Annotated in this window: 17 protein-coding genes; 7 read left to right on the top strand and 10 right to left on the bottom strand. The window is 64.1% G+C overall.

The window, feature by feature from the left end; translation table 11 throughout:
- Positions 1-305 precede the first annotated feature (305 nt).
- Both Pan44_RS21515 and yacG read right to left on the bottom strand, forming a co-directional pair.
- Positions 306-1,274 (bottom strand): hypothetical protein, encoded by a 969-nt coding sequence (locus tag Pan44_RS21515; RefSeq protein ID WP_145033751.1) that lies wholly within the window; start codon positions 1,272-1,274, stop codon positions 306-308.
- A 293-nt stretch (positions 1,275-1,567) separates the two neighbouring features.
- Positions 1,568-1,786 carry a DNA gyrase inhibitor YacG gene (yacG, locus tag Pan44_RS21510; protein WP_145033748.1) on the bottom strand — a complete coding sequence of 73 codons (219 nt, stop codon included), beginning with the start codon at positions 1,784-1,786 and terminating at the stop codon, positions 1,568-1,570.
- A gap of 343 nt (positions 1,787-2,129) precedes the next feature.
- Between yacG and Pan44_RS21505 the strand changes: the two genes are divergently transcribed.
- Entirely contained in the window at positions 2,130-3,581 is a 1,452-nt protein-coding gene (locus Pan44_RS21505) for a DUF1501 domain-containing protein (protein ID WP_145033745.1), read from the top strand.
- Here Pan44_RS21505 and Pan44_RS21500 read toward each other — a convergent pair whose 3' ends face one another.
- Positions 3,582-4,487, bottom strand: a complete 906-nt coding sequence (locus Pan44_RS21500) for an HDOD domain-containing protein (protein ID WP_145033742.1) — start codon at positions 4,485-4,487, stop codon at positions 3,582-3,584.
- Positions 4,488-5,024: 537 nt separating this feature from the next.
- Here Pan44_RS21500 and Pan44_RS21495 point away from each other — a divergent pair.
- A complete protein-coding gene (locus Pan44_RS21495) occupies positions 5,025-6,524 on the top strand; it encodes a serine/threonine-protein kinase (RefSeq protein ID WP_145033740.1) in 1,500 nt (499 codons plus the stop codon).
- A 35-nt stretch (positions 6,525-6,559) separates the two neighbouring features.
- Here Pan44_RS21495 and pheT read toward each other — a convergent pair whose 3' ends face one another.
- A complete protein-coding gene (gene pheT / locus Pan44_RS21490; RefSeq protein ID WP_145033737.1) occupies positions 6,560-8,581 on the bottom strand; it encodes a phenylalanine--tRNA ligase subunit beta in 2,022 nt (673 codons plus the stop codon).
- A 616-nt stretch (positions 8,582-9,197) separates the two neighbouring features.
- Here pheT and gap point away from each other — a divergent pair.
- A complete protein-coding gene (gene gap, locus Pan44_RS21485; protein ID WP_145033734.1) occupies positions 9,198-10,223 on the top strand; it encodes a type I glyceraldehyde-3-phosphate dehydrogenase in 1,026 nt (341 codons plus the stop codon).
- A gap of 105 nt (positions 10,224-10,328) precedes the next feature.
- Here the strand turns inward: gap and Pan44_RS21480 are convergent, their stop codons facing one another.
- Positions 10,329-10,919 carry a response regulator gene (locus Pan44_RS21480; RefSeq protein ID WP_145033732.1) on the bottom strand — a complete coding sequence of 197 codons (591 nt, stop codon included), beginning with the start codon at positions 10,917-10,919 and terminating at the stop codon, positions 10,329-10,331.
- A gap of 264 nt (positions 10,920-11,183) precedes the next feature.
- On the opposite strand from Pan44_RS21480, the gene Pan44_RS21475 reads away from it, so the two are divergent.
- Positions 11,184-12,137 carry an alpha/beta fold hydrolase gene (locus tag Pan44_RS21475; RefSeq protein ID WP_145033729.1) on the top strand — a complete coding sequence of 318 codons (954 nt, stop codon included), beginning with the start codon at positions 11,184-11,186 and terminating at the stop codon, positions 12,135-12,137.
- A 180-nt stretch (positions 12,138-12,317) separates the two neighbouring features.
- On the opposite strand, the gene Pan44_RS21470 is transcribed toward Pan44_RS21475, so the two are convergent.
- Complete coding sequence (locus Pan44_RS21470; RefSeq protein WP_145035131.1) at positions 12,318-13,613, bottom strand: KamA family radical SAM protein; 1,296 nt, start codon at positions 13,611-13,613, stop codon at positions 12,318-12,320.
- Between the two features lie 731 nt (positions 13,614-14,344).
- Between Pan44_RS21470 and larE the strand changes: the two genes are divergently transcribed.
- Genes larE through Pan44_RS21455 form a run of 3 tightly spaced genes read left to right on the top strand, consistent with a single transcriptional unit; the run spans position 14,345 to position 17,858 of the window.
- Positions 14,345-15,226: an ATP-dependent sacrificial sulfur transferase LarE gene (gene larE / locus Pan44_RS21465; protein WP_145033726.1), complete on the top strand. Its 882-nt coding sequence runs from the start codon at positions 14,345-14,347 to the stop codon at positions 15,224-15,226.
- Positions 15,227-15,229: 3 nt separating this feature from the next.
- Positions 15,230-16,372: an OpgC domain-containing protein gene (gene opgC / locus Pan44_RS21460; protein ID WP_145033723.1), complete on the top strand. Its 1,143-nt coding sequence runs from the start codon at positions 15,230-15,232 to the stop codon at positions 16,370-16,372.
- A 43-nt stretch (positions 16,373-16,415) separates the two neighbouring features.
- A complete protein-coding gene (locus Pan44_RS21455; protein ID WP_197453542.1) occupies positions 16,416-17,858 on the top strand; it encodes a sulfatase in 1,443 nt (480 codons plus the stop codon).
- A gap of 116 nt (positions 17,859-17,974) precedes the next feature.
- Here Pan44_RS21455 and Pan44_RS21450 read toward each other — a convergent pair whose 3' ends face one another.
- From Pan44_RS21450 to Pan44_RS21435, 4 genes are all read right to left on the bottom strand, one after another.
- Positions 17,975-18,931, bottom strand: coding sequence for a mitochondrial fission ELM1 family protein (locus Pan44_RS21450; protein ID WP_145033717.1), 957 nt, complete (start codon positions 18,929-18,931; stop codon positions 17,975-17,977).
- The gene (locus Pan44_RS21445; RefSeq protein WP_197453541.1) at positions 18,928-21,015 is read right to left on the bottom strand and encodes an ABC transporter ATP-binding protein; all 2,088 of its coding nucleotides are present in this window, start codon (positions 21,013-21,015) and stop codon (positions 18,928-18,930) included. The genes Pan44_RS21450 and Pan44_RS21445 overlap by 4 nt, the downstream gene beginning before the upstream one ends.
- A 289-nt stretch (positions 21,016-21,304) precedes the next feature.
- Positions 21,305-22,204 (bottom strand): hypothetical protein, encoded by a 900-nt coding sequence (locus Pan44_RS21440; protein WP_145033711.1) that lies wholly within the window; start codon positions 22,202-22,204, stop codon positions 21,305-21,307.
- Positions 22,205-22,358: 154 nt separating this feature from the next.
- Complete coding sequence (locus Pan44_RS21435; protein ID WP_145033708.1) at positions 22,359-22,892, bottom strand: OsmC family protein; 534 nt, start codon at positions 22,890-22,892, stop codon at positions 22,359-22,361.
- Positions 22,893-23,017 lie beyond the last annotated feature (125 nt).

Genomic DNA, 23,017 nt, shown 5'->3' with positions numbered 1-23,017 from the left:
GCAGGCGCGACGCAGTTTTGCGTCCGCGAGTTGAGCGGGGGATCCATACCCCGTCAGATGGACGCGGAATCGTATCCGCGTCGCTGGAGCCCCGCCAGCGATGAACCCGCGATCGCCGGGAACAAATCGGGCCTGACGGCCCGCGCGCCGACACCAGAAGCAAAGCCCGCAAACCTTCCGCGACCCCTGAATTTCCAACCCGAAAGGCCGCCGACATCATCCCCCAATGATGTCGGCGGCCCGGTCCAGTATCGCCCCCGGACACTTCATCGCCCCCCCACTTCAGCCCTCCCCCAAACGCCGCTTCATTTCGTCCTCGTCGCCGACTCGGCCCCGGAAACCTTCTGCACGGGCGGCTGGATCGACTTCAGCTGGAAGGCCTCCCCCCGGGATGCAAACGAGCGTCGCTGGGCATCCACGTAGACGGCGGCGGTGACCTGCAGCAGCTGGCGGTTCCGCTCTTCGGAAACCCCTTCCATCAACTGGGCGATCTGCTCGATCCACCCCGGCTGACGAGACATCGAGACATCCATCATTCGCAGAAATGACGTGATTTCCTCGATGTTCCGATCCGCGTACTTGTAGCTGAGCGGCGAGACCATCCTGGCGATCGTCTCGACGGCCAGGGACGGAAATGACACGAACATGTCCGCGGTGTGCGTGATGTTCGTCGTCCCGTCGGCCTGCGGCTCGATGACGGCGTTCAGGGTGACCAGCGCCCGAGCCTTGATCGGCTTGGCGAGGACCGGACTTTTGAACAATCCGTCGCAGAAAACGATGCAGCTGGTGGGCGTCCGGTGCAACAGGCTGACGGTTCCCGAAGAACCGTCGCCGGTGTCGGCCTCGAAGATGCCTGGAGACTTCTGCTTGAGTTCGAGCTTCGAGATCCCCAGCACGCGCCAGATGCTGACTGCTGCATCCGGATTGTCGATGAAATACTGGTAAACCCGGGGATCGAGTTTCGCCCTGACTGTCGGCAGCCGGCGGAACAGGCTGATGTCACCGAGCACCGACTGCGCCAGACGCTGATGCTCCGGAGCGAGCTTGCCGACGGGAACGGCCGCCCGGGCCGAGTCGCGAACCGACTTCGCCGACGTGCCGGGCTGGACGATGTCGACGGCGACATCTGCGGCCGTCGGGAGTTGTGGTTCTGATGCTGGTGACGAATTCGTCGCGGGTGTGGCGGACTTGCTGACCGGTTGCTCGGCCATGGCCGGTCCCGTCGCAAGCGCCAACGTCGAAAACAGCAGCAGACTTCGTCCGCTTCGCCGCATGACCCCTCCCCCTCGCCAGTGAAGGCGAGCCTTCCCCATCCGTGAAAGGTCCCCCCGGCAGAGAATATGTGCGCGAAGATCGCCCTCCTCGCACCTGCCGTGACCTGACACTCGATCGACTGCCCGTGTGCTCATCCACACAGGCCGTCAACTTTGCGTCAACGGAACTATCGGCAGAGTCGACGAAACAGCCTGAACGGAAATCCCGAGTGGCCAAACCTGCCGAAGCCCTGCGGCGGTCGCCTTGCCCAATTCGCCTGCCTGCCCGTTTCCCGACGCCAGATTGCAGAGGACTACGCCGGGGACTCGTCCTGATCTCCCATTCTCTCTCCGAGTTCCAGGAGCAGGTCGGGGTCCATGTCGTTCACGACGGTGTAGCGGCCGTCGCACCAGCGCAGGAGGTCGATCTGTTTGCACCGCACGCTGCAGAACGGGTAGATCGGGGAAGAGACGGCCGCCCCCTCCTCGAGGGTCGTTCCGCAAATCGCACAGGTCGAGGGGGTCGAACGCAACGCAAGCTCCTGATGGTGGGCGTGGTTCCCATTCTACTCACGTGATGCGACGCCGGAACGACTCCCCTCCCGGGATCGCGCCAAATCCGGAAAACCGGCCGAACGATGATGGGAGCAGACGACTTGCCGCGGCGTTGCGGCCACCTTCTCCCCGCGAAGAAAGTTGATGACCGATCGGAAGTGCGTTGCGGGGAGATGGAAGCGGAGCGATCGCTGTCGGACACCTGGCGTGTCGCCGACTCGGGCGGGGCGCCGCACCTCGCAGAGGGGCAAAAGACCGGGTATCCTAGGGGATCACGACGTGCGGCCGACGGGCCGCCCTGATATCGCGGAGAGTTGCGTCATGTCGAGTTTCTGCGGGCGGACCCGCCGCCAGATGCTGTGGGAGACCGGCGCCGGTTTTGGCGGCGTCGCGTTGTCGGGACTTCTGGGAAGCGACTTCTTCACTTCGCAGGCGGTCGCGGCGGATGGCGAGACGCCGTTCGAGAATCCGCTGGCGCCCAGACTGCCGCAGTTCGACCCGCAGGCGACGTCGTGCATTTTTCTCTACATGTACGGCGGTCCGTCGCACATCGACACGTTCGACCACAAGCCGGAAATGCAGGGGCGCGACAACCAGACGATCGCGCTCAAGACGTTTGGCCGGGCCGGTAAGAGAAACGAAGGGCGAATCGTCGAGCCGCGGTGGAAGTTCCAGAACTACGGGGAATCTGGAAAGTCGGTCAGCGACCTGTTTCCGCATTTTGCGAAGTGCGTCGACGACGTTGCGTTCATCCATTCCATGACGGCCGAGTCGCCGATTCACGGCTCGGCAATGCTGATGATGAACTCGGGCCGGCTGCTGTCGGGAAGCCCGTGCATCGGATCGTGGCTGAACTACGGCCTCGGCTCGGAGAATGAGGACCTGCCGGGGTTCGTCGTGATGCTCGACCCGCGGGGAGGCCCGATCTCCGGCGCGAAGAACTGGTCGTCGGGCTTCATGCCCGCGACCTACCAGGCGACGGTCATGCGTTCGCAGGGGAATCCGATCCTCGACCTCAAACCCCGGGATGGAATGTCGGTGGGAGCCCAGCGGCGGCTGCTCGACTCCCTGCGGGAATACAACTCGGACCACTTCGCCTCGCGGGCCGACAACTCGAATCTCGCGGCCCGAATCGCCAGCTACGAACTCGCGTACCGCATGCAGAGCCATGCGCCTGAGGCGGTCGACCTTGCCCAGGAAACGCAGGCGACGCAGGAGATGTACGGCCTGAACGACGAGAAATCCGCGACGTTCGGCCGGCAGTGCCTGCTTGCCCGCAGGCTCGTGGAACGCGGCGTCCGGTTCGTGCAGATCTATTCGGGTGGCGCCCATAACGACGCCAACTGGGACGCGCATACAGACATTGAAGTGAACCATAACCTTCACGCCGCCGAGACGGACAAGGCGATCGCCGGCCTGCTGACGGACCTGAAGCGCCGGGGACTGCTCGACAAGACGCTGGTCGTGTGGGGCGGAGAATTCGGCCGTCAGCCGACGGCCGAGTACGAGAAGGGAACCGGACGGGACCACAATTCCGCGGGATTCACGGTGTGGATGGCCGGCGGCGGAATCAAGGGAGGCGTGTCTTACGGAACGACCGACGAACTCGGCAACGAGGCGGTCGAGAATCGCTGCCACGTGCGACGGATGCACGCGACGATCCTGCACCAGATGGGACTCGACCCCAACCGCCTGTCGTATTTCTACAGCGGACTCGACCAGAAGCTCGTCGGCGTCGAAGGGGCTGACCCGATCTGGGAAATCATGTCGTGATCAGCCGAGCCGTTTGACGAGTTCCGTCAGTTCCTCGGTCGCCTCTTCCATGATCGTCACGCGGTGAGCATCGAGCCGCTGCCGCGCATCCGGAACGCCGAGCACTTCCAGGCGTTTGAGCCCGCGATTGTTTTCAGCCGAGTACTGATCGGGTTCCAGATAGCGCTGGAGGTGGTTGGCCATTTCATCGGCTGCAGCGACGATGGCGGTGAGCTTCGAGCAGTTGTCGCAGTTGTGGTGATCGAGAACGCTCTCCGAGAGTGCTTCCGGGAGGTTCGAACGGCGGACGAACCAGGCGCCGAAGGCGGCGTGATCGGTTCCCAGGATCTCGCGTTCGCGCTCGAGCAGGTCATCTCCTTCTTCGAAGGTGAGGAGATCGGCGACCATGAAGTCGCTGCCGGCGGAGACGGCGAGCAGGGTTCGGCCGAGGTCGTGCATCAGGCCGGCGGTGAATTCTTCGCCATCGAACCCGGTGGCGAAGAGCTTGTTCAGGTGATGGCAGTGAATCGCGGCGAGGAAACTATGCCGCCAGAGGATGTCGCGAACCCACTGCTCGTCGAATTTGAGTTTCTTCATCAGGCTGCTCATGCTCGACGTGAGAATCAGGTTTTTGCATTTCCTGAATCCCAGGCGCTGAGCGGCCTGCTGGAGGTTGGCGATCGCGCGGCCGCTTGAGTAGAGGGCCGTGTTCGCGATGGCGAGGAGATCGGACGCGAGCATCTGGTCCTGCTGGACCAGGACGGCGAAATGGTTAACGGAGCAATCCGGATCGTTGGCCATCTGCAACGCCTTCATGGCGACGGCCGGGAGCATGGTGAGCCCTTCGTTCTGCTCGAGCAGCCGATTCACGAGGCGCTCGGGCGGATCGTTCAACGTCGGCGGTGGGTCGGCCAGAAGAAGAGACATCGTGGCGGGAAGCGATCTCGAACGGGTGTTGAAAACTCGACAACGGCGATTGGAAGCAAGGCTCCAATGCCTCTGTGAAACGCTAGGTTGCGTGACCGGCAGCAGGCCGGCGGATGTCGATTTTCGACAACACGGGGGGCCGCCAGAGGTGGACTTCAACGGTCATTCCGTTTTCCCGCCCGTCGCGTGGGCGTATTCCGGGACTGCCAATTGGCAGAGGGCCCCCATTTTTTCGGAATAACCGCACTCTTCGGCACAGCGGGTGTATTGTCGGAGAAGAGACCGACGCGATGTGCTGCGAATTCCTGCACAAGGACGCGGCGAAACTCTGCGCGTCTCGTTCCGACAGATGGATTCGCTGCGAAAACCTGCAAATCATCTTCCACGAAGGAGGACTGGGGTTCCGGGGTGTCTTGTTTTGCATCACCCCATTTCTCAGGCCTTCGGCAGATCGGGCGTTTGCGAGCCCGATCCACGGCCTACGATTCAAAGTTCCAGCAAAGTTTGCGCACGCCTTCGAGCCTTTGCCTCCTGCGGATGCCCACGACGATTCCAGTGACCTCTCCGAATGCCGTCCCGCCGAACCGGCGATGGATCTGGCCCTTTGAGCTGATCGAGCAGATCGGCGAAGGGGGAATGGGTGTCGTCTATCGCGCGCGGTACGTGGTGAACAACCTCGAAGTGGCCGTGAAGATGCTTCCGGCCGACGTCACGGACCCGATCGTGCTGGCGAGGTTCGAGCGTGAGCTGGAGGTGCTGAAGAGTCTCAAGCATCCCAACATCGTCCGTTGCTTCGGAGGGCTGTGCGAAGACAAGGGGCGGTTCTATGCGATGGAACTGGTAACGGGCGGGACGCTCGAATCCGAGTTGCAGCGCCGGGGCCGCATCAGCTGGGAGATGGTGATCAACTACGGCGAGCAGATCTGCAAGGCGCTCGCCGCCGCCCATACCAAGGGGGTGGTTCACCGGGATATCAAGCCGAGCAATTTCCTCGTCACCCCCGAGGGGCAGCTCAAGCTGAGCGACTTCGGCCTGGCGACGATGCAGGCGTCGCGCAAGATTACGCAGGCGGGGAAGACCGCCGGGACCTTCCTGTACATGGCGCCCGAGCAGATTCGCGGACAGGAAGTGACGCCGCGAACCGACCTGTACGCGCTGGGCTGCATGTTTTTCGAGCTGCTGACGGGGAAGCCGCCGTTCATTGGCGAGACGCCGGCGGCGACGCTGCACATGCACCTGAAGGACGTCCCTCCGCGGGTCGCGCCGACCGTGCTCGATTGCCCTCCGATGCTGGACGACCTGATCGGCCGGCTGATGGAGAAGGACCCGGCAAGGCGTCCGGGATCGGCCGAGGAAGTGGCGTACACGCTGCACGCGATCACGCCGACCATCGAAGTGCGGAACCCCAAGCGCGCGGCCGATTCTCCCCCCCGCGGCATCCCGGTTCGGACGCAGCCCGTTGGTCCGCGGCGGCAAGAGACGTCCGAAGTGGACATCGCGGCCGCGCTTCCGCGGTGGGTGCCGATGACGGTGGCGACGACGGTTGTGCTTTCGCTCCTGCTCAATCTGCAAATGCTGTCGAGCTGGTCTGCAGCCCGGACCTGGGAATCGAGCTACATCGCAGGTCTCGACAATTCCAACCCGTTAATCCGTGCGCACTCCGCGATGGAACTGGGGAAGTCGCCAAACGTTTCCGGACGGGGTCTGGACGCGATCGCCGCCAAATTGAATGACACCGACTCGGGAGTGCGCGTCGCCGCCGCCGGAGGTCTCGGAGCCGCGGGACGATCCGCGAAGTCCTACCTGACAACCCTGCGAAAGGTTCAGAAGGAACACGAAGACCCATCGACCCGCAGCGCTGCGGCGGCCGCGGAGAAATCGATCAACAGCGCCTCAAGCCTCCGTGGAATGGGAGGCCTCCTGAAGTTCCTGGCCTTGCTCGCCGGGATCGCTTCGCTGGTGCTCGTGTGGTATCGCGATCACGCAGCGGTCCGGGGGCTCATCGCCAGGCTGCAAAAAACGCGACGGCCTGCCTGAAACGGCGCGCGGGCTCCTTCGAGTTCGTCGCGGGCTTACCGCTGGACGGCGCCCAGTTGGTCCTGCGCCGCTTTCAGGACGGCGGCCTGATGCGCGTCGACCTCTTCCCCCGACAGCGTGCGATCGGCCGCACGGTAAGTCAGGCCGATCACGTACGACTTTTTGCCGACCGGGATCTGCTGGCCGCGATACTGGTCGACAAAGCGGACCGATTCGAGATTCGGCCCGGCCGCGGCGCGGACGATTCCGGCAACCTGGTCCCAGGTGGCGCTATCGTCGATCACGAAGTTGAAGTCGCGTTCGATCGCAGGAAATTCCGGCAGCGGCTGCGGGACGCGATCGGCCGCGGCATTGGCGACGAGCGTCGCCAGATCGACTTCGACGACCGTGGCGGGCTCGCGCAACTTCTGCTCGCGAAGCGGTCCGAACTGGGTCCGTTCGAGTTCCCCGATCCAGCCCCACGGAGTTCCGGCCAGCCGCAGTTCTGCTCCGCGCCCGGGCTGAAAGGCCGGATGCTCCGTCGCAATGGCCTCCAGCTTCAGCGACGGATTCACGCTCGCGACGAGCGTCTCGAGCACGCCTTTGACCTCCCGGAATGAACGGCCAGTCACCAGCGCAATCCGGAGAGGCTGCGACTGGGCCACCGCGGGGTCGACGCCGAGATAGACGCGAGCGATCTCGAACAGATCCGCATCCATCACGCCCCGACGTTCGTTGTCGCGACGCGCGAGGACCAGGCTGGGAATGAGCGACTGCCTAAGGCGCGAGCCGTACTCACCGGCGGCGGGGGTGATCGTGAGCGGCTCACCGACTCCCGGCGGGACGAACAATTCGGCGGCCTGGTCGACGGTGAAGGAGAAGGTCAGCGATTCCTGAAACCCGGCGGCCATCAACACCTGCTGGACGCGTTCGCGAACGCGTTCATCGGTGCGGCGGACGACGACGGCAGTCGGGAGGGCTGCGTTCTCGGGGATATGGTGATAGCCGTGGATGCGGGCAACTTCCTCAATGAGATCGATCTCGCGCGTCAGGTCGCGCCGCCGCCAGCTGGGAGCCGTGAACGTTGCGCTGACACCGGCCTTGTGGTCGACCAGCGTGAGGCCCAGTGCTTTCAGGATCTCGACGCAGCGAGCTTCCGGGATCTCGATTCCGATGACCTGCGCGATGCGGGTGAACCGCAACGTCACTGGGGCCAGCGCATTCGACTGCGGCTGCTCGACGAGGGAAACGGTTTCCTCGAGTTGGCCGCCGGCCGTCTGGAGAATCAGTTCACAGCAGCGGCGGCTGGCCCAATCGAGCTGGGTCAGGTCGACGCCGCGCTCATATCGGTAGGACGAGGGACTGTGAAGGTTCAGTGTGCGGGCCGTCGACCGGATCGAGGCGGGGAGGAATGCGGCCGATTCGAGGACAATGTTTTTGGTCGCCGCACTGACTTCACTTTTTGCGCCGCCCATGACGCCGCCGACGGCGACCGGTTTGGAGGCGTCGCAGATCGTGCACATGCTGGACGAGAGCTTGTAGGTACGGTGATCGATCGCTTCGAGCGCCTCCCCCTCTTTGGCACGGCGGACAACGATCCGGCCCCCTTCGAGGTGATCGAGGTCGAACGCGTGCAGGGGCTGTCCACATTCCATGAGGACGTAGTTGGTTGCGTCGACGATATTGTTGACGGAGGCCACGCCGATGGCCTCGAGACGCTCCCGGAGCCAGGCAGGGCTGGGACCGATCTTCACGCCGCGAATGACGCGGGCGCTGTAGCTGGGACAGAGGTCGGGGCATTCGACTTCGACAGGGATCCCGGGTCCAGGGACCGTCTTCAGCTGCGGTTCCGGCCGGGTCATGGGCGCGCCGGCCAGCACGCTGACTTCGCGGGCGACGCCGAGGTGGCCAAGGCAGTCCGGCCGGTTGCTGGTGACCTCGAGGTCGACAGCGAAGTCTTTGCCCTTCGGCTCGATCGTCTCGAGGTTCATTCCGGACATGGTGAGCCGCTCGGCGATCTCCTCAACGGAGAGTCCGGGTTTCACGTAGTCGTTGAGCCAGTTCCAGCTGACGATCATTGAGCGCAGTTGAGTGAGAAAGGGATGCGGATGGAGGCGACACTGTATCGCCTGTCCAGAGTGCGGAAAATCTCGGCATCGGGAGTGGAACGGGAGAATCGATCCCCGCCGTTCGGAGTCTGTGACAGGATCGCGGTTCAAGCGACGTGGAAAATCGACGCTCCTTCCGCCCGAGGGGTCGGGTGCGACTTGCTGCCGTCGAGGAGAATCCTGGGGGAGGAGATTCTAAGTTGCGAATTGCGATCATGATGCGCCGGCAGGAAGTGTTTCGAGGACGGATGTATTTCGGGACGGCCCGCAGGCGGCGGGGGATGCGAAGGCGGGTCAACTTTTGCAAATCCGCGGGTTCGCGCGTTCGCGAGGCGGCGGTTGGCGTTCCGTGATTCGGGGAGTTCTGCGGCTGGTGGAATCGCGGGGGCGAGCGCCCTATACTCTGCGCGCCGCCCGGGGACCGTTTTGAGCGTCGCTACCGGTGCGGGCAATTTCGGGGTGCGTGCGGTGCTGCTGCGTCGGCAGCCGGAAGCTCGCGAATCGGCCGCGCTCGGCTTGAAAGCAGTCCCCAGTCAAGAAAGTCGTGTCGTTCGCCTCCCGCGAACGGCGTCGGGAGGAACTATTCGTGGCAGTCGCTGTTGGTATTAACGGTTTCGGACGGATTGGACGCATCACGATGCGGGCGATGATGGCCCGCAAAGGCGAGTTCGACATTCTCGCCATTAACGACCTCGGCGACCCGAAGCACCTGGCGATGCTGTTCAAGTACGACAGCGTCCAGGGGCGCTACCCGGGCACCTGCTACGCCGAAGGCGATTCGCTCGTCATCGACGGCAAGAAGGTCAAGGTTTGTGCCGAGAAGGACCCGGCGAAGCTGCCGTGGAAGGCGCTCGGAGTGAAGGTGGCCCTCGAATCGACCGGCTTCTTCACGAAGCGGGCTTCGGGCGACAAGCCGGGCTACGACAGCCATGTCGTCGCCGGCGCCGAGAAGGTGGTTCTGTCGGCCCCGGCCGACAAGGAATCGCCGACCGACCTGACGTGCGTGCTGGGCGTGAACGAAGACCAGCTCAAGAAAGAGCACAAGTTCATCTCGAACGCGAGCTGCACGACGAACTGCCTGGCCCCGCTTGCCAAGGTTCTCGATGAGACCTTCGGCATCGAAAAGGGTCTGATGACGACCGTGCATGCCTACACGAACGACCAGCGCGTGTCGGACCAGCTGCACAAGGACCCGCACCGCGCTCGCGCGGCGGCTCTCAACATCATCCCGACGTCGACCGGCGCCGCGAAGGCCGTCGGCGAAGTGCTGCCGCAGCTGAACGGCAAGCTGACCGGCATCAGCCTCCGCGTGCCGGTGCCGGCAGGCAGCGTGACCGACCTCGTCGCGGTCCTGAAGAAGGACGTGAAGGCCGACGACGTGAACGCCGCGCTGAAGGCCGCTGCCGAAGGGAAGCTGAAGGGGATCCTCGAGTACAACACGGACCCGATCGTGTCGACCGACATCATCGGCAACCCGCACTCGAGCATCTTCGATGCTCCTTGGACGCAGGTCATCGGCGGCAACCTGGTGAAGGTGCTGTCGTGGTACGACAACGAGTTCGGTTACTCGAACCGGACGGCCGACCTGATCTCCCGCATCGGCAAGCTGTAATCGCCGCCGGGTCAGAACAAGAAAAGTCCAGGGGTGTCACCCCTGGGCTTTTTTCGTGATCACAGCCAATCGTGTCCACGCCAATTGATTCGATGACGGCCGGGTTCAGCGCCGGTTGCGGCACCAGCGGCGAATGAGCATCACGACGCGGACGAGAGTGTCGCGGTCGAACATTTCCAGGCGTTCTTTTCCGGCGAACGGGTAGTCGACGCCACGGATGATCCTGATCAACTGTTCGTCCGACAGACGATTGCGGATCGTATTCTCGGGGAGGCCGGCGACGACGCTTTCCGCCACGGGGGACGACTCAGCGATCCCGAGTTCGATGGTGGTGGATTCGCCGCAGGCGCCACCATCGGAGAGCCAGGGAATCAGGATGTTGACGTCGACGGGTCGCTGAATAATGTCGAGGCCGGCCTCTTCCGCGGCGGTCTTCACACCGACATCCGGGTCATTGGCGACAAGGAGGCCGCGCAGGCGGGTCTGCCGTTCCCGAAGCTGCGTAAACAGGGCCACGCTGTCCCCGCCGTCTGCGGGGGTCCCGATCACGCTCCAGCTGTAACGTTGTTGTTCGTTGAGCACCCGTGCCTCTTTCGCGCTATACGTGACATCGAGACTGAAACCGAGGCCTGACAGCACCTGCACGAGCCGCCGGCATTGGTTCTGGTCGTGATCGATCAATAAGAGCCGGCGCATTCCTGCGACTTTCCGGTACAACTGCGATCAAAAGATCCGCAATTGGTCCCAGGCGTCAGGGTTGCGGATCTGGAGGGGATTCGGCCGGTCCGCTTGTTAAAAGCAATGAGCATGCCGGGCCGGCATTCCACAGAAATTTCTTATCTGGATCGTCAGACAATGGCTTGAGGCAGACGAATCCCAAGGTTTCCGGGACTCTTTTCGTGTCACGATGCAATTCGGCCCCAGGCTCTCACCTGCCCATCACTTCAGCACTGTGCCCGAATGAGCGACGCCTTCACCCCTGAACGTCTGACACCCGCGGACTCCGCACAGAGCGGATTCCCGATGCAGGAGGAACAACAGCCACTCCCCATCAGGAGTATGCCAGAGAACTTCACGGCGTCCGATGGCGTGCGTCTGGCCATCCATCGATTCCACCCGGAAGACGGACCAGTTCGCGGGACGATCGTGTCGCTGCATGGAATCCAGAGTCACGCGGGGTGGTATCACCGTTCCTCGACCCAGCTTGCCCAGGCGGGCTGGGATGTCTGGTTTCTCGATCGTCGCGGATCGGGAATCTCGGGTGGCGACCGGGGCCACGCCGAGCACTGGGAACGACTGGTCAATGACGTCGTCGCCGTGCTGAGGCAGATTCGCTCGCGCAAATCGCCCGGACCAGTCATTCTTCAAGCCGTCAGCTGGGGAGGAAAACTCGCGGCCGCGGTGGCTCGTGTCCACGCGGAACTCGTCGACGGGCTTGCCCTGCTTTACCCCGGAATCCACGCCCGGATCCGCCCGGGTCTTCGGCAACGGCTCCTGCTGAAGCTGGCCGACTTCGCCCGCATCCGCCGGCGCAGGGTTCTGATTCCGCTCGACGATGCAGCCCTGTTCACATCCGATCCTGCCCGACAGCAGTTTCTTCGCGAAGACCCTCTCTCGATCCGCGTGGCCACCTCCGGCTTCCTCAACGCGGATCGCCACCTCACCCACCTGGCTCAGACCGCCGGCCCCGAACTCCGCTGTCCGATCCTTCTGATGCTCGCGGGCCGCGACCGGATCATCGACAACGGCGCGATGAAGCGGTTCTTCGCGACCATCGCTTCGCCGTCCCGGACGCTCATCGAATTCCCAGAGGCGGCACACACCCTGGAGTTCGAGCCCTGCTTCGACCACTTCGTCCAGCAGTACTTCACCTGGCTCAACGCAATCAGCCCCAACAGGGGCGACACTGCGTAGCCCTGGGCGCTTAGCCCACGGATTAAGTCCATCAATGGAGCAGGCCCCGGAGGGGCGACACAACGAATGCGTGTGTCGCCCCTCCGGGGCTTGAGCGTTACCCGCATCTATTCCGGGGGCTTACGCCCCCGGCTATGTCGTGCCGCTCCTTCGGAGCTCAATCACTCCGAGAGATCTCGCTCACACCTCCACCGGATCGGGATACCGGTAGGTCTTCCCTTCAAAGTTCCTCAGGAGAACCTCGTCCCCGTCGCGGCCGACGTAGTAGTTTGGCTGGAGCGGAATCTTGCCGCCGCCGCCAGGGGCGTCGACGACATAGTTCGGGACGCCGTAGCCGGTCGTGTGGCCGCGGAGACCTTCAATGATCTCGAGGCCCTTGTCGATCGAAGTACGGAAGTGGGCCGAGCCCGAAATCGGATCGCACTGGTAGAGGTAATACGGCCGGACGCGCATCAGGAGCAGCTTGTGGACCAGCTCCTTCATGACGGGAACGCTGTCGTTCACACCCTTGAGCAGCACCGTCTGGGCGCCGAGCGGAATGCCGGCGTCGGCCAGGCGGGCACAGGCCCGCGCGGCTTCCGGCGTGCATTCGTCGGGATGCAGGAAGTGGATGCTCATCCACAGGGGATGGTACTTCCGGAGGACGCGCGTCAGCTGCGGAGTGATCCGCTGCGGAAGCACGGCCGGCATCTTGGTGCCGATGCGGATGAACTCAATGTGCGGAATCGCGCGGAGCTTGCCGAGGATCCAGTCGAGTTTGTCTTCGCTGAGGGACAGCGGGTCGCCGCCGGAGATCAGGACGTCGCGCACCTGCGGGGTCTTCCGCAGATAGTCGAAGGCCAGCTCCAGCCGCTTCTCGTTGGCCATCAGTTCGCCGTGTCCCACGACGCGGGACCGCGTGCAGTAACGGCAGTAGGTCGAGCAGAAGTCGAGGGCCAGCAGAAGAACGCGATCGGGGTAACGGTGCACGAGGCCCGGAACCGGGCTGTGTCCGTCTTCACCGAGCGGATCGTCCGCTTCCCCCTTCGTCCGCAGGAACTCTTTCGCGGAGGGAACGACGGTGCGTCGGAGCGGCTGCTCCGGATTCTCCGTGTCGAGCAGGCTCATGTAATAAGGGGTGATGCCGACGGGCAGCATCTGGCCCCCTTCGATGAGGGCGGTCCGCTCATCCGTGCTCAGCGTGAGCATCCGCTCCATCTGCTCGAGCGTCTTGATGCGATGCCGCGACTGCCAGCGCCAGTCGTTCCATTCCTTGTCGGTCGCCTGGGGGAAGAACTTCTTCCGGAAGGCACGGGACTTCGGATTCTGGGGCCGACGGTTGGGCGTGACGATGTAGAACGGCGGCTCGGCGGACAACGGCGCCGGCTCTGGGGCGACGGGCGGCTCCGGAACGGCGGGTGTTGCGCCGTGCGGTTGATCGAACCGGAGAATCTTGGTCGAGCCGGCGGGTTCGTCAGCGGACGGGGGCGCAAGCATCGCACCGGGCATCACGTAGGACGCCACCTTATGGGCAGCGGGTGATTCGGCGACGGACGTGCGTCCTTTCCGCCGTGTGGGCGCCGTTTTGCGGGCCCTCGCGATGGAGGTTGCCAATGGAGCATCGAGGTCAACAACGATCGGAGAGTCCGATCCGCTTTGACAGCTGTGCTCCGCGGAAGAGCCGCAGGACGTTTCTAAAACGGGAAGCAGGGGGGAGCCGGGCTGACGCCCAGGAGGCTCCTCAGTTGCGTCAGCCGTCTGTCCCTGCCCAACAACCGAAAAGTTCTGACAAGCAGAACCAAGCGAAGCGCCCATGGAGGGCTGTCCTAAAACGGAGCAATGCTTCGTAGCGCGACTGTGGCTGTCTCCGTGCCGATGTCGCGTTCGCCTCCCAGCCACGAGTCAAACAGGTCGCGGCTGCAACTGAGGCCGGCCATCGCCCGGTTCTCTCAATCTCGAACCGGCCAGTCTTGGCCAATGCGCGCAGATTTAACGGCAGTTGGAAAGGGAAATCAATCCCCGTTTTCTCCAAAATCTGCCGAATGGGCGGGGATTGTCGAAGTTGCGAGGGACGAGCGGCGGAAGTTGCGGCGAGTCGCCGCTGCGTTCGTACGCAATTGCGGAGACTGAACAATTCTTGAACACCGGGTTTGGGGCTCGGGCAAGGAGGCTGACTCTGCACGTCGCCGCATCTTGCCGCTGAGCGCGTCGCACTCCATCATGGGGGTATGGCGTTGACGAATGACATTGACGACACGAACACCGCGGAGGCGCTCGCCGGACGTCTGCTGACGGCAATCCGACCATTTCGGCGGGCAGCCGTCGCCTTCTCCGGCGGGGTCGATTCGGCCGTGGTCGCTGCGGCTGCTGCCAGGGAATGCGAGGTGGCTGTCGCCGTAACAGCCGTCAGTGCGAGCCTCGCGACCGGCGAACTGGAGGAGGCCCGACGTGTCGCCGCGATGATCGGAATCCCGCACAAAGTCGTGCACACCGACGAGTTCAGCCGCCCCGGCTACCAGCAGAACGCCGGCAATCGCTGTTACTTCTGCAAGACGGAACTCTACGAGCGTCTGGAATCGCTCGCACCGGATCTCGGCGTCGGGGTTCTCCTGAACGGCACCAACCTCGATGACCTCGGAGACCACCGGCCGGGCCTCGTGGCGGCGTCCGAACATGCGGTCCGCAGCCCGCTGGTCGATGCGGGGCTCCGGAAAGCGGACGTTCGGACCATCGCGAAACTGTGGAACGTTCCGATCTGGAACAAGCCCGCTTCCCCCTGCCTTTCCAGCCGGATCGCCTACGGAGTGGAGGCGACGCCGGAGCGTGTGAAGCGCATCGACGCAGCCGAACTGTTCCTGAAATCGCTTCTGGCAGGGCGGGTGCTCAGAGTCCGCTGTGAAGCGGGCGACCTGGCGCGGATTGAACTGCCGCTCGAGAACCTTTCGCTGCTGGCGAATGAGACGGTTCGGACGCAGGTCGCTGCACGCCTGAAGGAACTCGGGTTCCGCCGGGTCACGGTGGACCTTGAAGGATTTCGGTCCGGCAGCCTGAACGACCAGCTCCCGATTATCGAATTGGCGACTCCTTCCTCCGGCCTCGCGGGCGCCTGAACCATGGGGCCCGGGCCCGCGACGGCGAACTCTTCCCCCGAGCCGTCCCGGCTCGTCTCTCTCGACTTCCTCCGCGGGCTCGTCCTGACGTTCGTGCTCGTCGATCACATCGATGACCTGATCGCGGACCAGGAGTTCTTCAATCGCTGGACGCTCAAGGGCCTGGGGCTTTCGGACGCAGCCGAGGCGTTCGTCTTCCTTGCCGGCTTTACCTTCGGCTGGGTCTTCTCGCCGAGGATCGAGCGGCTGGGTCTTCTCGCGTGTCAGCGGCGAGCGATGACGCGTTCTTTCGTGATCTATGGGGCCATGATGGCGACGACGCTACTCGTCGCGGCACTGGCGTGGAGCATTTCCCGAACCTCACTGGTGTTCCGGCTTCCACTGACGATCACGACGCCCGCCATGTTCAGCGAAGCGATTCGCGAGACGGCCATGCTGCGAGAACCGGTATGGGGCGTCGCCATCCTGGTGATCTACATCGTAGTGCTGCCGCTTCTCCCCCTGTTCCTCCAATTGGCCAGGCGAACGCCGGCAGCGGCGATCGGATTGTCGCTGGTGATCTATACCAGCTCGCAACTGTCGCCCGCCCTGTCCGCGGGTGATGCGGGCTTCAACCCGCTCGCGTGGCAGCTTCTGGTCGCTCTCGGGGTCGTGGCCGGCCATGTCGCGGTGACGCGGCCACGCATGCGATGGAACCGCACCTTCGTGATCGGCGCCGGGGTCGTCGTCATAGTGGGGATGCTCGTGGCGCGCGGCGTCTCGCTTCCCGCACTCGGGGAGTTCACCGCCTGGGTCGGCCAACAACAGAGGAGTTCGCCGCTGTTCTCGAAGACGAACCTGGGGCTTGCCCGAATCATCCATTTCGCCGCCGTCGCGATCGTGACAACGTGGGCCGTTCAACGCTGGCCGTCGTTCCCCGAGACACGCTGGGCCCGGCCGTTCGTGTGGAGCGGCCGGCACTCGCTTCCTTTGTTCTGCCTGGGCGTGATCCTGGCATATGTGTGCGCGATCGCCTCGGCGTTCCTGCCGTCGCATCCAGTGTCGCTTTTCGTTCTGGCTGCCGACGCGTTTCTTGTGCAGGTGGTGGCGGCCTGGTTTCTGGAACGGCGCCGGGTGCGGCGACATGCACTGGCCGGGACGCACTGATACGATCGTGCCCTCGATCGTCCATACTTCGAGGGAACCGGACATGATTCGTGCGCTCGTCGTGGCTACGCTGGCGTTCTTCTTCACGGGATCGGCTTTTTCCCAAGAACCGGCCTCCCGCCCCAACGTTCTGTTCATCATGGCGGACGACTTCCGGTTCGAGCCGGGGGTCTTTCCCGAGAACAGGCTGGCGCCGAACCTCCATCGGCTGGCGCAGCGGGGCGTCGTCTTCGAGCGGGCTTACTGCCAGCAGGCGGTCTGCAATCCGTCGCGGTCGTCGATGCTCACCGGCAAACGCCCCGACACGATCCAGGTGTGGTGCAACAGCATCCATTTCCGCGACCGGAATCCGGACGTGATGACGCTCCCCCTGTGGTTCAAACAGCATGGCTACGTCACGCGCGATGTCGGGAAGATCTTCCACAACTGGCACACAAAAGCGCACGGCGATCGCAGATCGTGGAGCGCCGATGAATTCCTGCACTACGAGAATCACGGCAACGACAAGCCCCAGGTGGACGGCGAGCCTCCGGAAAGCCTGGTCATGGCGAACCGCTGCGAACGGGTTGACGTGCCGGACGAGGCCTATTTCGATGGGCGGGTGGCCAACGAAGCGATCCGCGTCCTGAACGAGATCAAGGACCAGACGTTCTTCCTGGCCGTCGGTTTCTGGAAGCCGCACTCTCCGTTCAACGCACCGGACGCCTACTGGAAACGGACGGAACTCTTTCAAATTCCCAACCTGATTCCCGATCGTCCGCTCGGGGCTCCGGAGGTTGCCTTCCACGACAGTCGGGAGATCCTTGGCGCGCCTCCGAAGAACATCACGCCGACAGCGCACGACGTCGAGAACATGCGGCGCGGGTACTACGCGAACATCAGCTACATGGATGCCCAGCTTGGGAAAGTGCTGGACGCACTCGAGGCGTCGGGAAAGGCCGGTTCGACAGTGATCGTGTTCTGCGGCGATCACGGCTACCACCTCGGCGAGCACGGACTGTGGGGCAAGACATCGTGCTTCGAGTACGACGCCCAGGTGCCGTTGATCATCTCCACCCCGGGGCTGTCAACGGCTGGCCAGTCGACCAAGGCGCTGGCGGAACTGATCGACCTGTTCCCGACGCTCGTGGACCTCTGCCGGCTTCCGGCGGTGGCCGGCCTTGAAGGGAAGAGCCTCGTGCACGTTCTGAAAGACACGGCCGCGACGGTGAAGCCGGCGGCGTTCACGCAGCATCCGCGTCCGGCCTACTACGACCGCACGCCGAGCGGCCAACCGCAGCAGATGGGCTACAGCGTGCGGACGCCGGAAGGGCGCTACACGGAATGGCGCGACTGGAAGTCAGGGGACGTCGTCGCCCGCGAACTGTACGACACGGAAGACAACCGCGCGGAGTTGAAGAACCTGGTGGAGACACCGGCGGCGGCGCAGATGTTGAAGACGGCGGTGCGGCTGCTCAAGGAACAGTTCCCGCCAACGGGGCATTGAGGACACGAACTCATCGGTGGCGCTGGCTCCGCCAGTGCAATTCCAGGCAGGGGCTCCATCTCCAAGACAGCCCCAACGGGTGGCAGTAGCCCCCAGTTTGCACTGCCCACCAACAGTCAGGCAGCGCGGGCGGCTCTTTGGAGGCAGCGTGAGAGCAGCGTATCGGCGCAGCGGTCGGCTTCCGCGAGGATGTGCCCTGCGGTCTGAAACGCCCCCGTCGTCAGGAACTCTTCGACAGGCCGGACGAACCTCTGGCTCAGCAGTTTCTCGACTCCCGCCGTCACCCGGCTTCGGCCGCGACGGGGCATGGCAATCAGGGAAACGGCAACACCGGCGGTGAGGCTTTCGTAGACCATCGAGACGCTGTCTTCGGTCACGACTGCGGCGTCACTGTTCGCAAGTTGCTCGGCCACCCAACCGGGCGGCGTCTCTTCGGCCGGCACGATCTTCAACGGCGATTCCTCCGCCGCCGAGGGCGGGGACAGCGTCGTTTGCAGTTGTTCGACGAACTCCGCCGGTGTGCGCCGTGAGGTGGTCAATGTCCATCGGCGGGCCGCGTCCTTCTCGACAATCGAAACGATCCGCGGGATCAGTGAGGCGCCGGGCCAGTCGTGGTGCGCGGAAGGCCCGCCGATCAGGATCAGGCCGCGGCCGACTCGTGCAGGGGACTCGGGCTGTTTGACGACGGGATTCAAGACACCCTGCGTCAGCAGGACGTTGTCCGATGCGGGCACGCCGTCGTGTTCCGGAATCAGGCAGAGGTCGTACAGCCGGCTGGGGAGCGGCGGCTTCATCAGCGAGACGAGCGCGCCGCCGCAGGCCCGGCGTGCGGCCAGGGCGGCGAAGTGCGTGGTGCGGCCGCAGGCGAGGATCAGATCGGGAGGCGGATAATCGCCCTGGCAGGGATGACGTCGCCTGAGCAGGCTGGTGATCCCGCAGCGGCAGTCGGACACCGGCAGCCGATAGGCATGGACTTCGGATCGTCGCTTGAGCGCGGCGATCAGCCCCCGGGTCTGGCTCTCGTGACCCGGCTTCCCGTCGGTGAACTGCCAGACCACGAGCGGCGGTCTCATGCTGCGGCCTTTGACGGAGCGACGTTCGAAAACGGTGGACTGTCCAGCGTGAGCATCTTCCGCGAAGAAGCCGTGTACAGGCGCTGGTAGACAGAACAGGTCCGGAGGAGGTCTTCGTGCCGGCCGGTCGCGAGGACGCGGCCGTCTTCCATGACCACGATTCGCGTGACGAAATCGAGCAGGCTGGCGGACATCGTGTGGGAGATGAGGAGCATCGTGCGACCCGGCGCGAACTCCTTGAGGGCCTTGTGGATCAGGGCCTCGCTCTCTGCATCGGCTGCGGAGGTGGCTTCATCGAGGATCATGACCGCGGGGTCGCGAAGGATCGCCCGTGCGAGGGCGATGCGCTGCCGCTGTCCGCCGGAGAGGGTGCGTCCCTTCTCCCCGACGCGGGCCTCGAAGCCCTGCGGCAGGGCGTCGACGATCGGCATGACGTGGGCCTGACGCGCGGCCTCCTCAATTTCCTTGCGTGTCGCATCGGGCCTGCCGTAACGGATGTTTTCGTAGATCGAGTCGTCGAACAGCACAGTGTCCTGTGTCACGACGCCGATTTGCCGGCGGAGGTCGGCGAGCTTCACTTCCCGCAGCGACAGGCCGTCGAGATACACCTCGCCGGACGTGGGGTCGAAGAACCGGGGGAGCAGCTGCATGAGAGTCGATTTGCCGCAGCCGTTGTGGCCGACGATGGCGATGACTTCTCCGGCATCGACTTTCAGGTTGAAGTGATCCAGGACGAGTCCCCGCTGCTCGGCGGCCTGCCGGGCGGTGTACCCGAAGCAAACATCCTTGAACTCGATCGCCTGGGAGAGCCGCGGAAGGGGCTGTGCGTTCGCCGGCTCCTGCACTTTGGAGGTGGCGTCGATCATGGCGAAGACACGTTCCATCGCGGCCGTCGATTTCTTCAGGCGCGAGTAGGTCGTCGACATTTTCCGGCAAGGGTCGAGCATGCCGGCGAGCATGGCGTAGAGCGTCCCGAGCGTGGCAACGTCCATGGGGCCGGACGACAGGCGGATGCCCCAGAGACTCGTTTCACCGCGGAGGACGAGGTATGCCCCCGGCAGCAGCGCCAGGCAGAGGGCCATCATTCCGAGGAGTTCCATGGTCGGCTTGGCGACGGCATCAATCCGCACGAGGCGCATCGCCTTACCGTAATAACGGCGGTATTCGTCGTTGAAGGCGCGGCGGTGCTTCGAACCGGCGTCGAACGCGATCACCACTTTCAGGCCATCGAACGTTTCCTCCAGCACCTTATAGATGCGGGACATGCTTTCCATCATCCGCTTGCTCGCCCGCTTCAGGAGCCGGCCGAACTTCCCGAAGGCCAGGGCCAGGAGAGGAACGCAGGCGAGGGCCAGCAGCGTGAGCCGCCAGTTGAGGAACAATGCCATGACCGCGCAGGCAAGGCATTTCAGTGGCTCGCGAACCAGTTTCCCGCCGAGCAGCGTGACGCCGGTGGCGAGCTGCTCGGTGTCGTAAGTGAAGCGAGACATCAATCCGCCGGTCCCTTCGGCGGAGAGCGTCTGGTAGTCGAGATTCAGGATCTTGCGGAGCAACTTCTTGCGGACGTTCATCAGGGCCCGCTCGGCGACGTCGCCGATCAGGACATCCTGCAGATAGATGAAGATCCCCTTGATGGCCGTGCCGAGCAGCAGCAGCCCGATGATCATGGCGAAGTAGTGAAACGTATCGACCGGGGTCCACGGCAGCACGACGCGCTGGATCCAGTGCAGCCGGTAGCGGACCCATTCGGCGTCCGTGCGTTTTGCCTGGTTGTTCACCCGTTTCTGGGTTGCCTCGACGACGCGAGGATCATCGTGCCCCGCATTCTCCTGCTTCAGCGTTTCGAGTTCCCGGTCGAGTTCGGCGATGTTCGCGGTGCGGTCGTCGATCTCTTTCGAGGCCTCGGCGATCTGCAGGGGAATCGTCACATGGGGCGAGCCGACCGTCAGGATGTCGAGCAGCGGTTTCGCCGCGAGGAGGTCGAGCCCCCAGAACGCGGCGACGAGCACGCCGAAGATGACCGACCATGCCAGCCGGCGTTTCTGCGGCCAGATGTAGGGGAACAAACGTCGAATGGCGTCCACGGTTCCGTCCGAATTCGCCTCAGAGTGATCCGGCTCCGCCGGAGAAAACCTGCTCAGGAGCCGTTGCAGTTCTGACACTCGCAGGTTGCGAGCCACCACCCCGAAATCCGAAGCCGTGGAATTAGACCCGATCCGCGGTGCACTGGTCCAGACGAACTCGCGGGGGGGGCGGAACTCGTGGCCGACTGACATGAGCGGCCTCGCGACGCCCCCTGGCGATTTCACAAAAAAAGCCGCGCGGCAGATTCGTGCCGCGCGGCTTCGCGAAGTCGGTGAATCAACGCGACGCTTACTTGCTCGCGACGGCGGTCGGGGCCGCTGAAACTTCCGGCAGCGTCCGTGAAGGGGCTGTCACGATCGTCGGCAACTCAAAGACAGGTTGCACATTGGAGCGGCCGAAGCGGGCGGGAGTCTTGAAGGCGACCTTGTCACCAGGCTCGAACGGGGTCCGCGGAATGACTCGCGAGTCTTCGTTTCCACTCCCGGAACGGGGCGTGGAGGAGGGCTGGCCCGGGGCAAAACCCGGAGCGTTCGGTTCCACATCGGCGCCGGAGGGGGACGTTCCGAATCCGCCCGGCGTGGTTCCAAAGCCACCGGGCGTCCCGAATCCATCGGTCGGCGTCGTGGGCGCTCCAGGATTGGTGGCCGGGTTCGGGCGAGTGCGGGCCGGTCCGAACTCATCCCGGGGAGCCGGCCGTTCATTCGTGTTCGTGGGAGGAACGTAGGTCGGCTGAGCCCCTGTATCCCGGTCGGCGGGCGTCGACGGAACGGTATTCGAGCTGCTCCCTGTCCCGCAGTTTCCCGATCCGCAATTGCCGCCAGGGCAGTTGGAACAACCTGGATCGCAGCTGGTTCCGCAGCTGCCGCAGGCGCCGCCACAGCTGGAGCCGCACGGAGAGCAGCATCCGCCGCCATAGCTGTAGCCGGACCAGGGAGCGTAGTTGGTCGTGACGCCGCAGCAGTTTCCGCCTCCGCCATAGGCGAGGCCATAGGACGTGGCATAGCCGGAGTAGAACGGCGCGTACCCCGCGGTGTAGCCGCCCCAGCCGCCATACCCTGCTCGATATCCCCAGTGGTTGCCGTAGCCAAAGATCGAGTCGTACATCCAGGGGATTACCCCGGCCTCGGAGGGAGCGGGAGCACCGAGCAGAGCGCTCACGCAGAAGAGTGCGGCCAGCGACCGTGTCATTGCATGTCCTTTAGAAACCAGAGGGAACTGACTCGAGTCAGCCCAGACTGTGCATGATACCCAGTCTTCGACGACTCTCAATTGCTTTCCCTGCAGGTGCGTTTCGCTTCATGCGAACGCCGTACCGGGGTGATGATACCCGCCGGCGGGTCCGTCATCCATTGCCGACCTGGCCTGGAGGGCCAACTCGTCGAATTGAGATGCTCACCGGGGCGTTGAGCGATTGGGCCACCACGCAATATCGCTCGGTCAGCTCGCCGAGTTTCTGCAATTGGGCCTCGCCAGCGTCCGTCTCGAGTTCGAACGAAACCCGGATCGCCGTGAATCCGATGGGGGCGTCCCGCGAGACGCCGAGCGTCCCACGGAAGTCGAGGTCTCCTTCGGCCGAGAGCCTGCCGGCGGTCACTCCCAGGTTCATCGCGGTGGAGACGGCGGCAAGCGTCACGCCCGCGCATCCAACCAGTGCCTCGAGCAACATGTCACCGGCGCACTTCCCTGCCCCATCGCCGCCAGCGCGCGGGTGGACGCCCGCGATCACACGACCTCCTCCCGCGCCGTCGACGACACATTGCAGCCGAGCCACATCGAGAGTCCCTGTGGCCGAGAGCGTGGCGAGCGCGCTCGCCGGATCGCTGCGATAGCGTTCCTTGAAAGGGGTCTGCACGGCACGAAGTTCTTCGGGCGTCATGGAGCGGCTCCTCTTTGCGGTGGACTGACCGACGCTACACGTCTCCCGATTCGCGCAGCAACCCATCGAAGATCCGTCTTCGTGGCAGGAGTCGTTGCACGAGGCGATGGCTCGCGGTTACGGTC

This window comes from Caulifigura coniformis, from assembly GCF_007745175.1.
GTDB classification, from domain to species: domain Bacteria; phylum Planctomycetota; class Planctomycetia; order Planctomycetales; family Planctomycetaceae; genus Caulifigura; species Caulifigura coniformis.
Note: the sequence above shows the minus strand (reverse complement) of the source record. Positions and strands in the feature narration are given on the sequence as shown.

Coding starts and splice junctions, on each gene's coding strand:
- Pan44_RS21500 (WP_145033742.1), bottom strand. CDS start 4,487: ATGTCTCTTCTTCTGGCCGACCCACCGCCGACGTTGAACGATCCGCCC.
- Pan44_RS21515 (WP_145033751.1), bottom strand. CDS start 1,274: ATGCGGCGAAGCGGACGAAGTCTGCTGCTGTTTTCGACGTTGGCGCTT.
- Pan44_RS21470 (WP_145035131.1), bottom strand. CDS start 13,613: ATGCTTGCGCCCCCGTCCGCTGACGAACCCGCCGGCTCGACCAAGATT.
- Pan44_RS21505 (WP_145033745.1), top strand. CDS start 2,130: ATGTCGAGTTTCTGCGGGCGGACCCGCCGCCAGATGCTGTGGGAGACC.
- Pan44_RS21455 (WP_197453542.1), top strand. CDS start 16,416: ATGATTCGTGCGCTCGTCGTGGCTACGCTGGCGTTCTTCTTCACGGGA.
- larE (WP_145033726.1), top strand. CDS start 14,345: ATGGCGTTGACGAATGACATTGACGACACGAACACCGCGGAGGCGCTC.
- Pan44_RS21480 (WP_145033732.1), bottom strand. CDS start 10,919: ATGCGCCGGCTCTTATTGATCGATCACGACCAGAACCAATGCCGGCGG.
- Pan44_RS21450 (WP_145033717.1), bottom strand. CDS start 18,931: ATGAGACCGCCGCTCGTGGTCTGGCAGTTCACCGACGGGAAGCCGGGT.
- Pan44_RS21440 (WP_145033711.1), bottom strand. CDS start 22,204: ATGACACGGTCGCTGGCCGCACTCTTCTGCGTGAGCGCTCTGCTCGGT.
- Pan44_RS21495 (WP_145033740.1), top strand. CDS start 5,025: ATGCCCACGACGATTCCAGTGACCTCTCCGAATGCCGTCCCGCCGAAC.
- pheT (WP_145033737.1), bottom strand. CDS start 8,581: ATGATCGTCAGCTGGAACTGGCTCAACGACTACGTGAAACCCGGACTC.
- Pan44_RS21435 (WP_145033708.1), bottom strand. CDS start 22,892: ATGACGCCCGAAGAACTTCGTGCCGTGCAGACCCCTTTCAAGGAACGC.
- opgC (WP_145033723.1), top strand. CDS start 15,230: ATGGGGCCCGGGCCCGCGACGGCGAACTCTTCCCCCGAGCCGTCCCGG.
- Pan44_RS21475 (WP_145033729.1), top strand. CDS start 11,184: ATGAGCGACGCCTTCACCCCTGAACGTCTGACACCCGCGGACTCCGCA.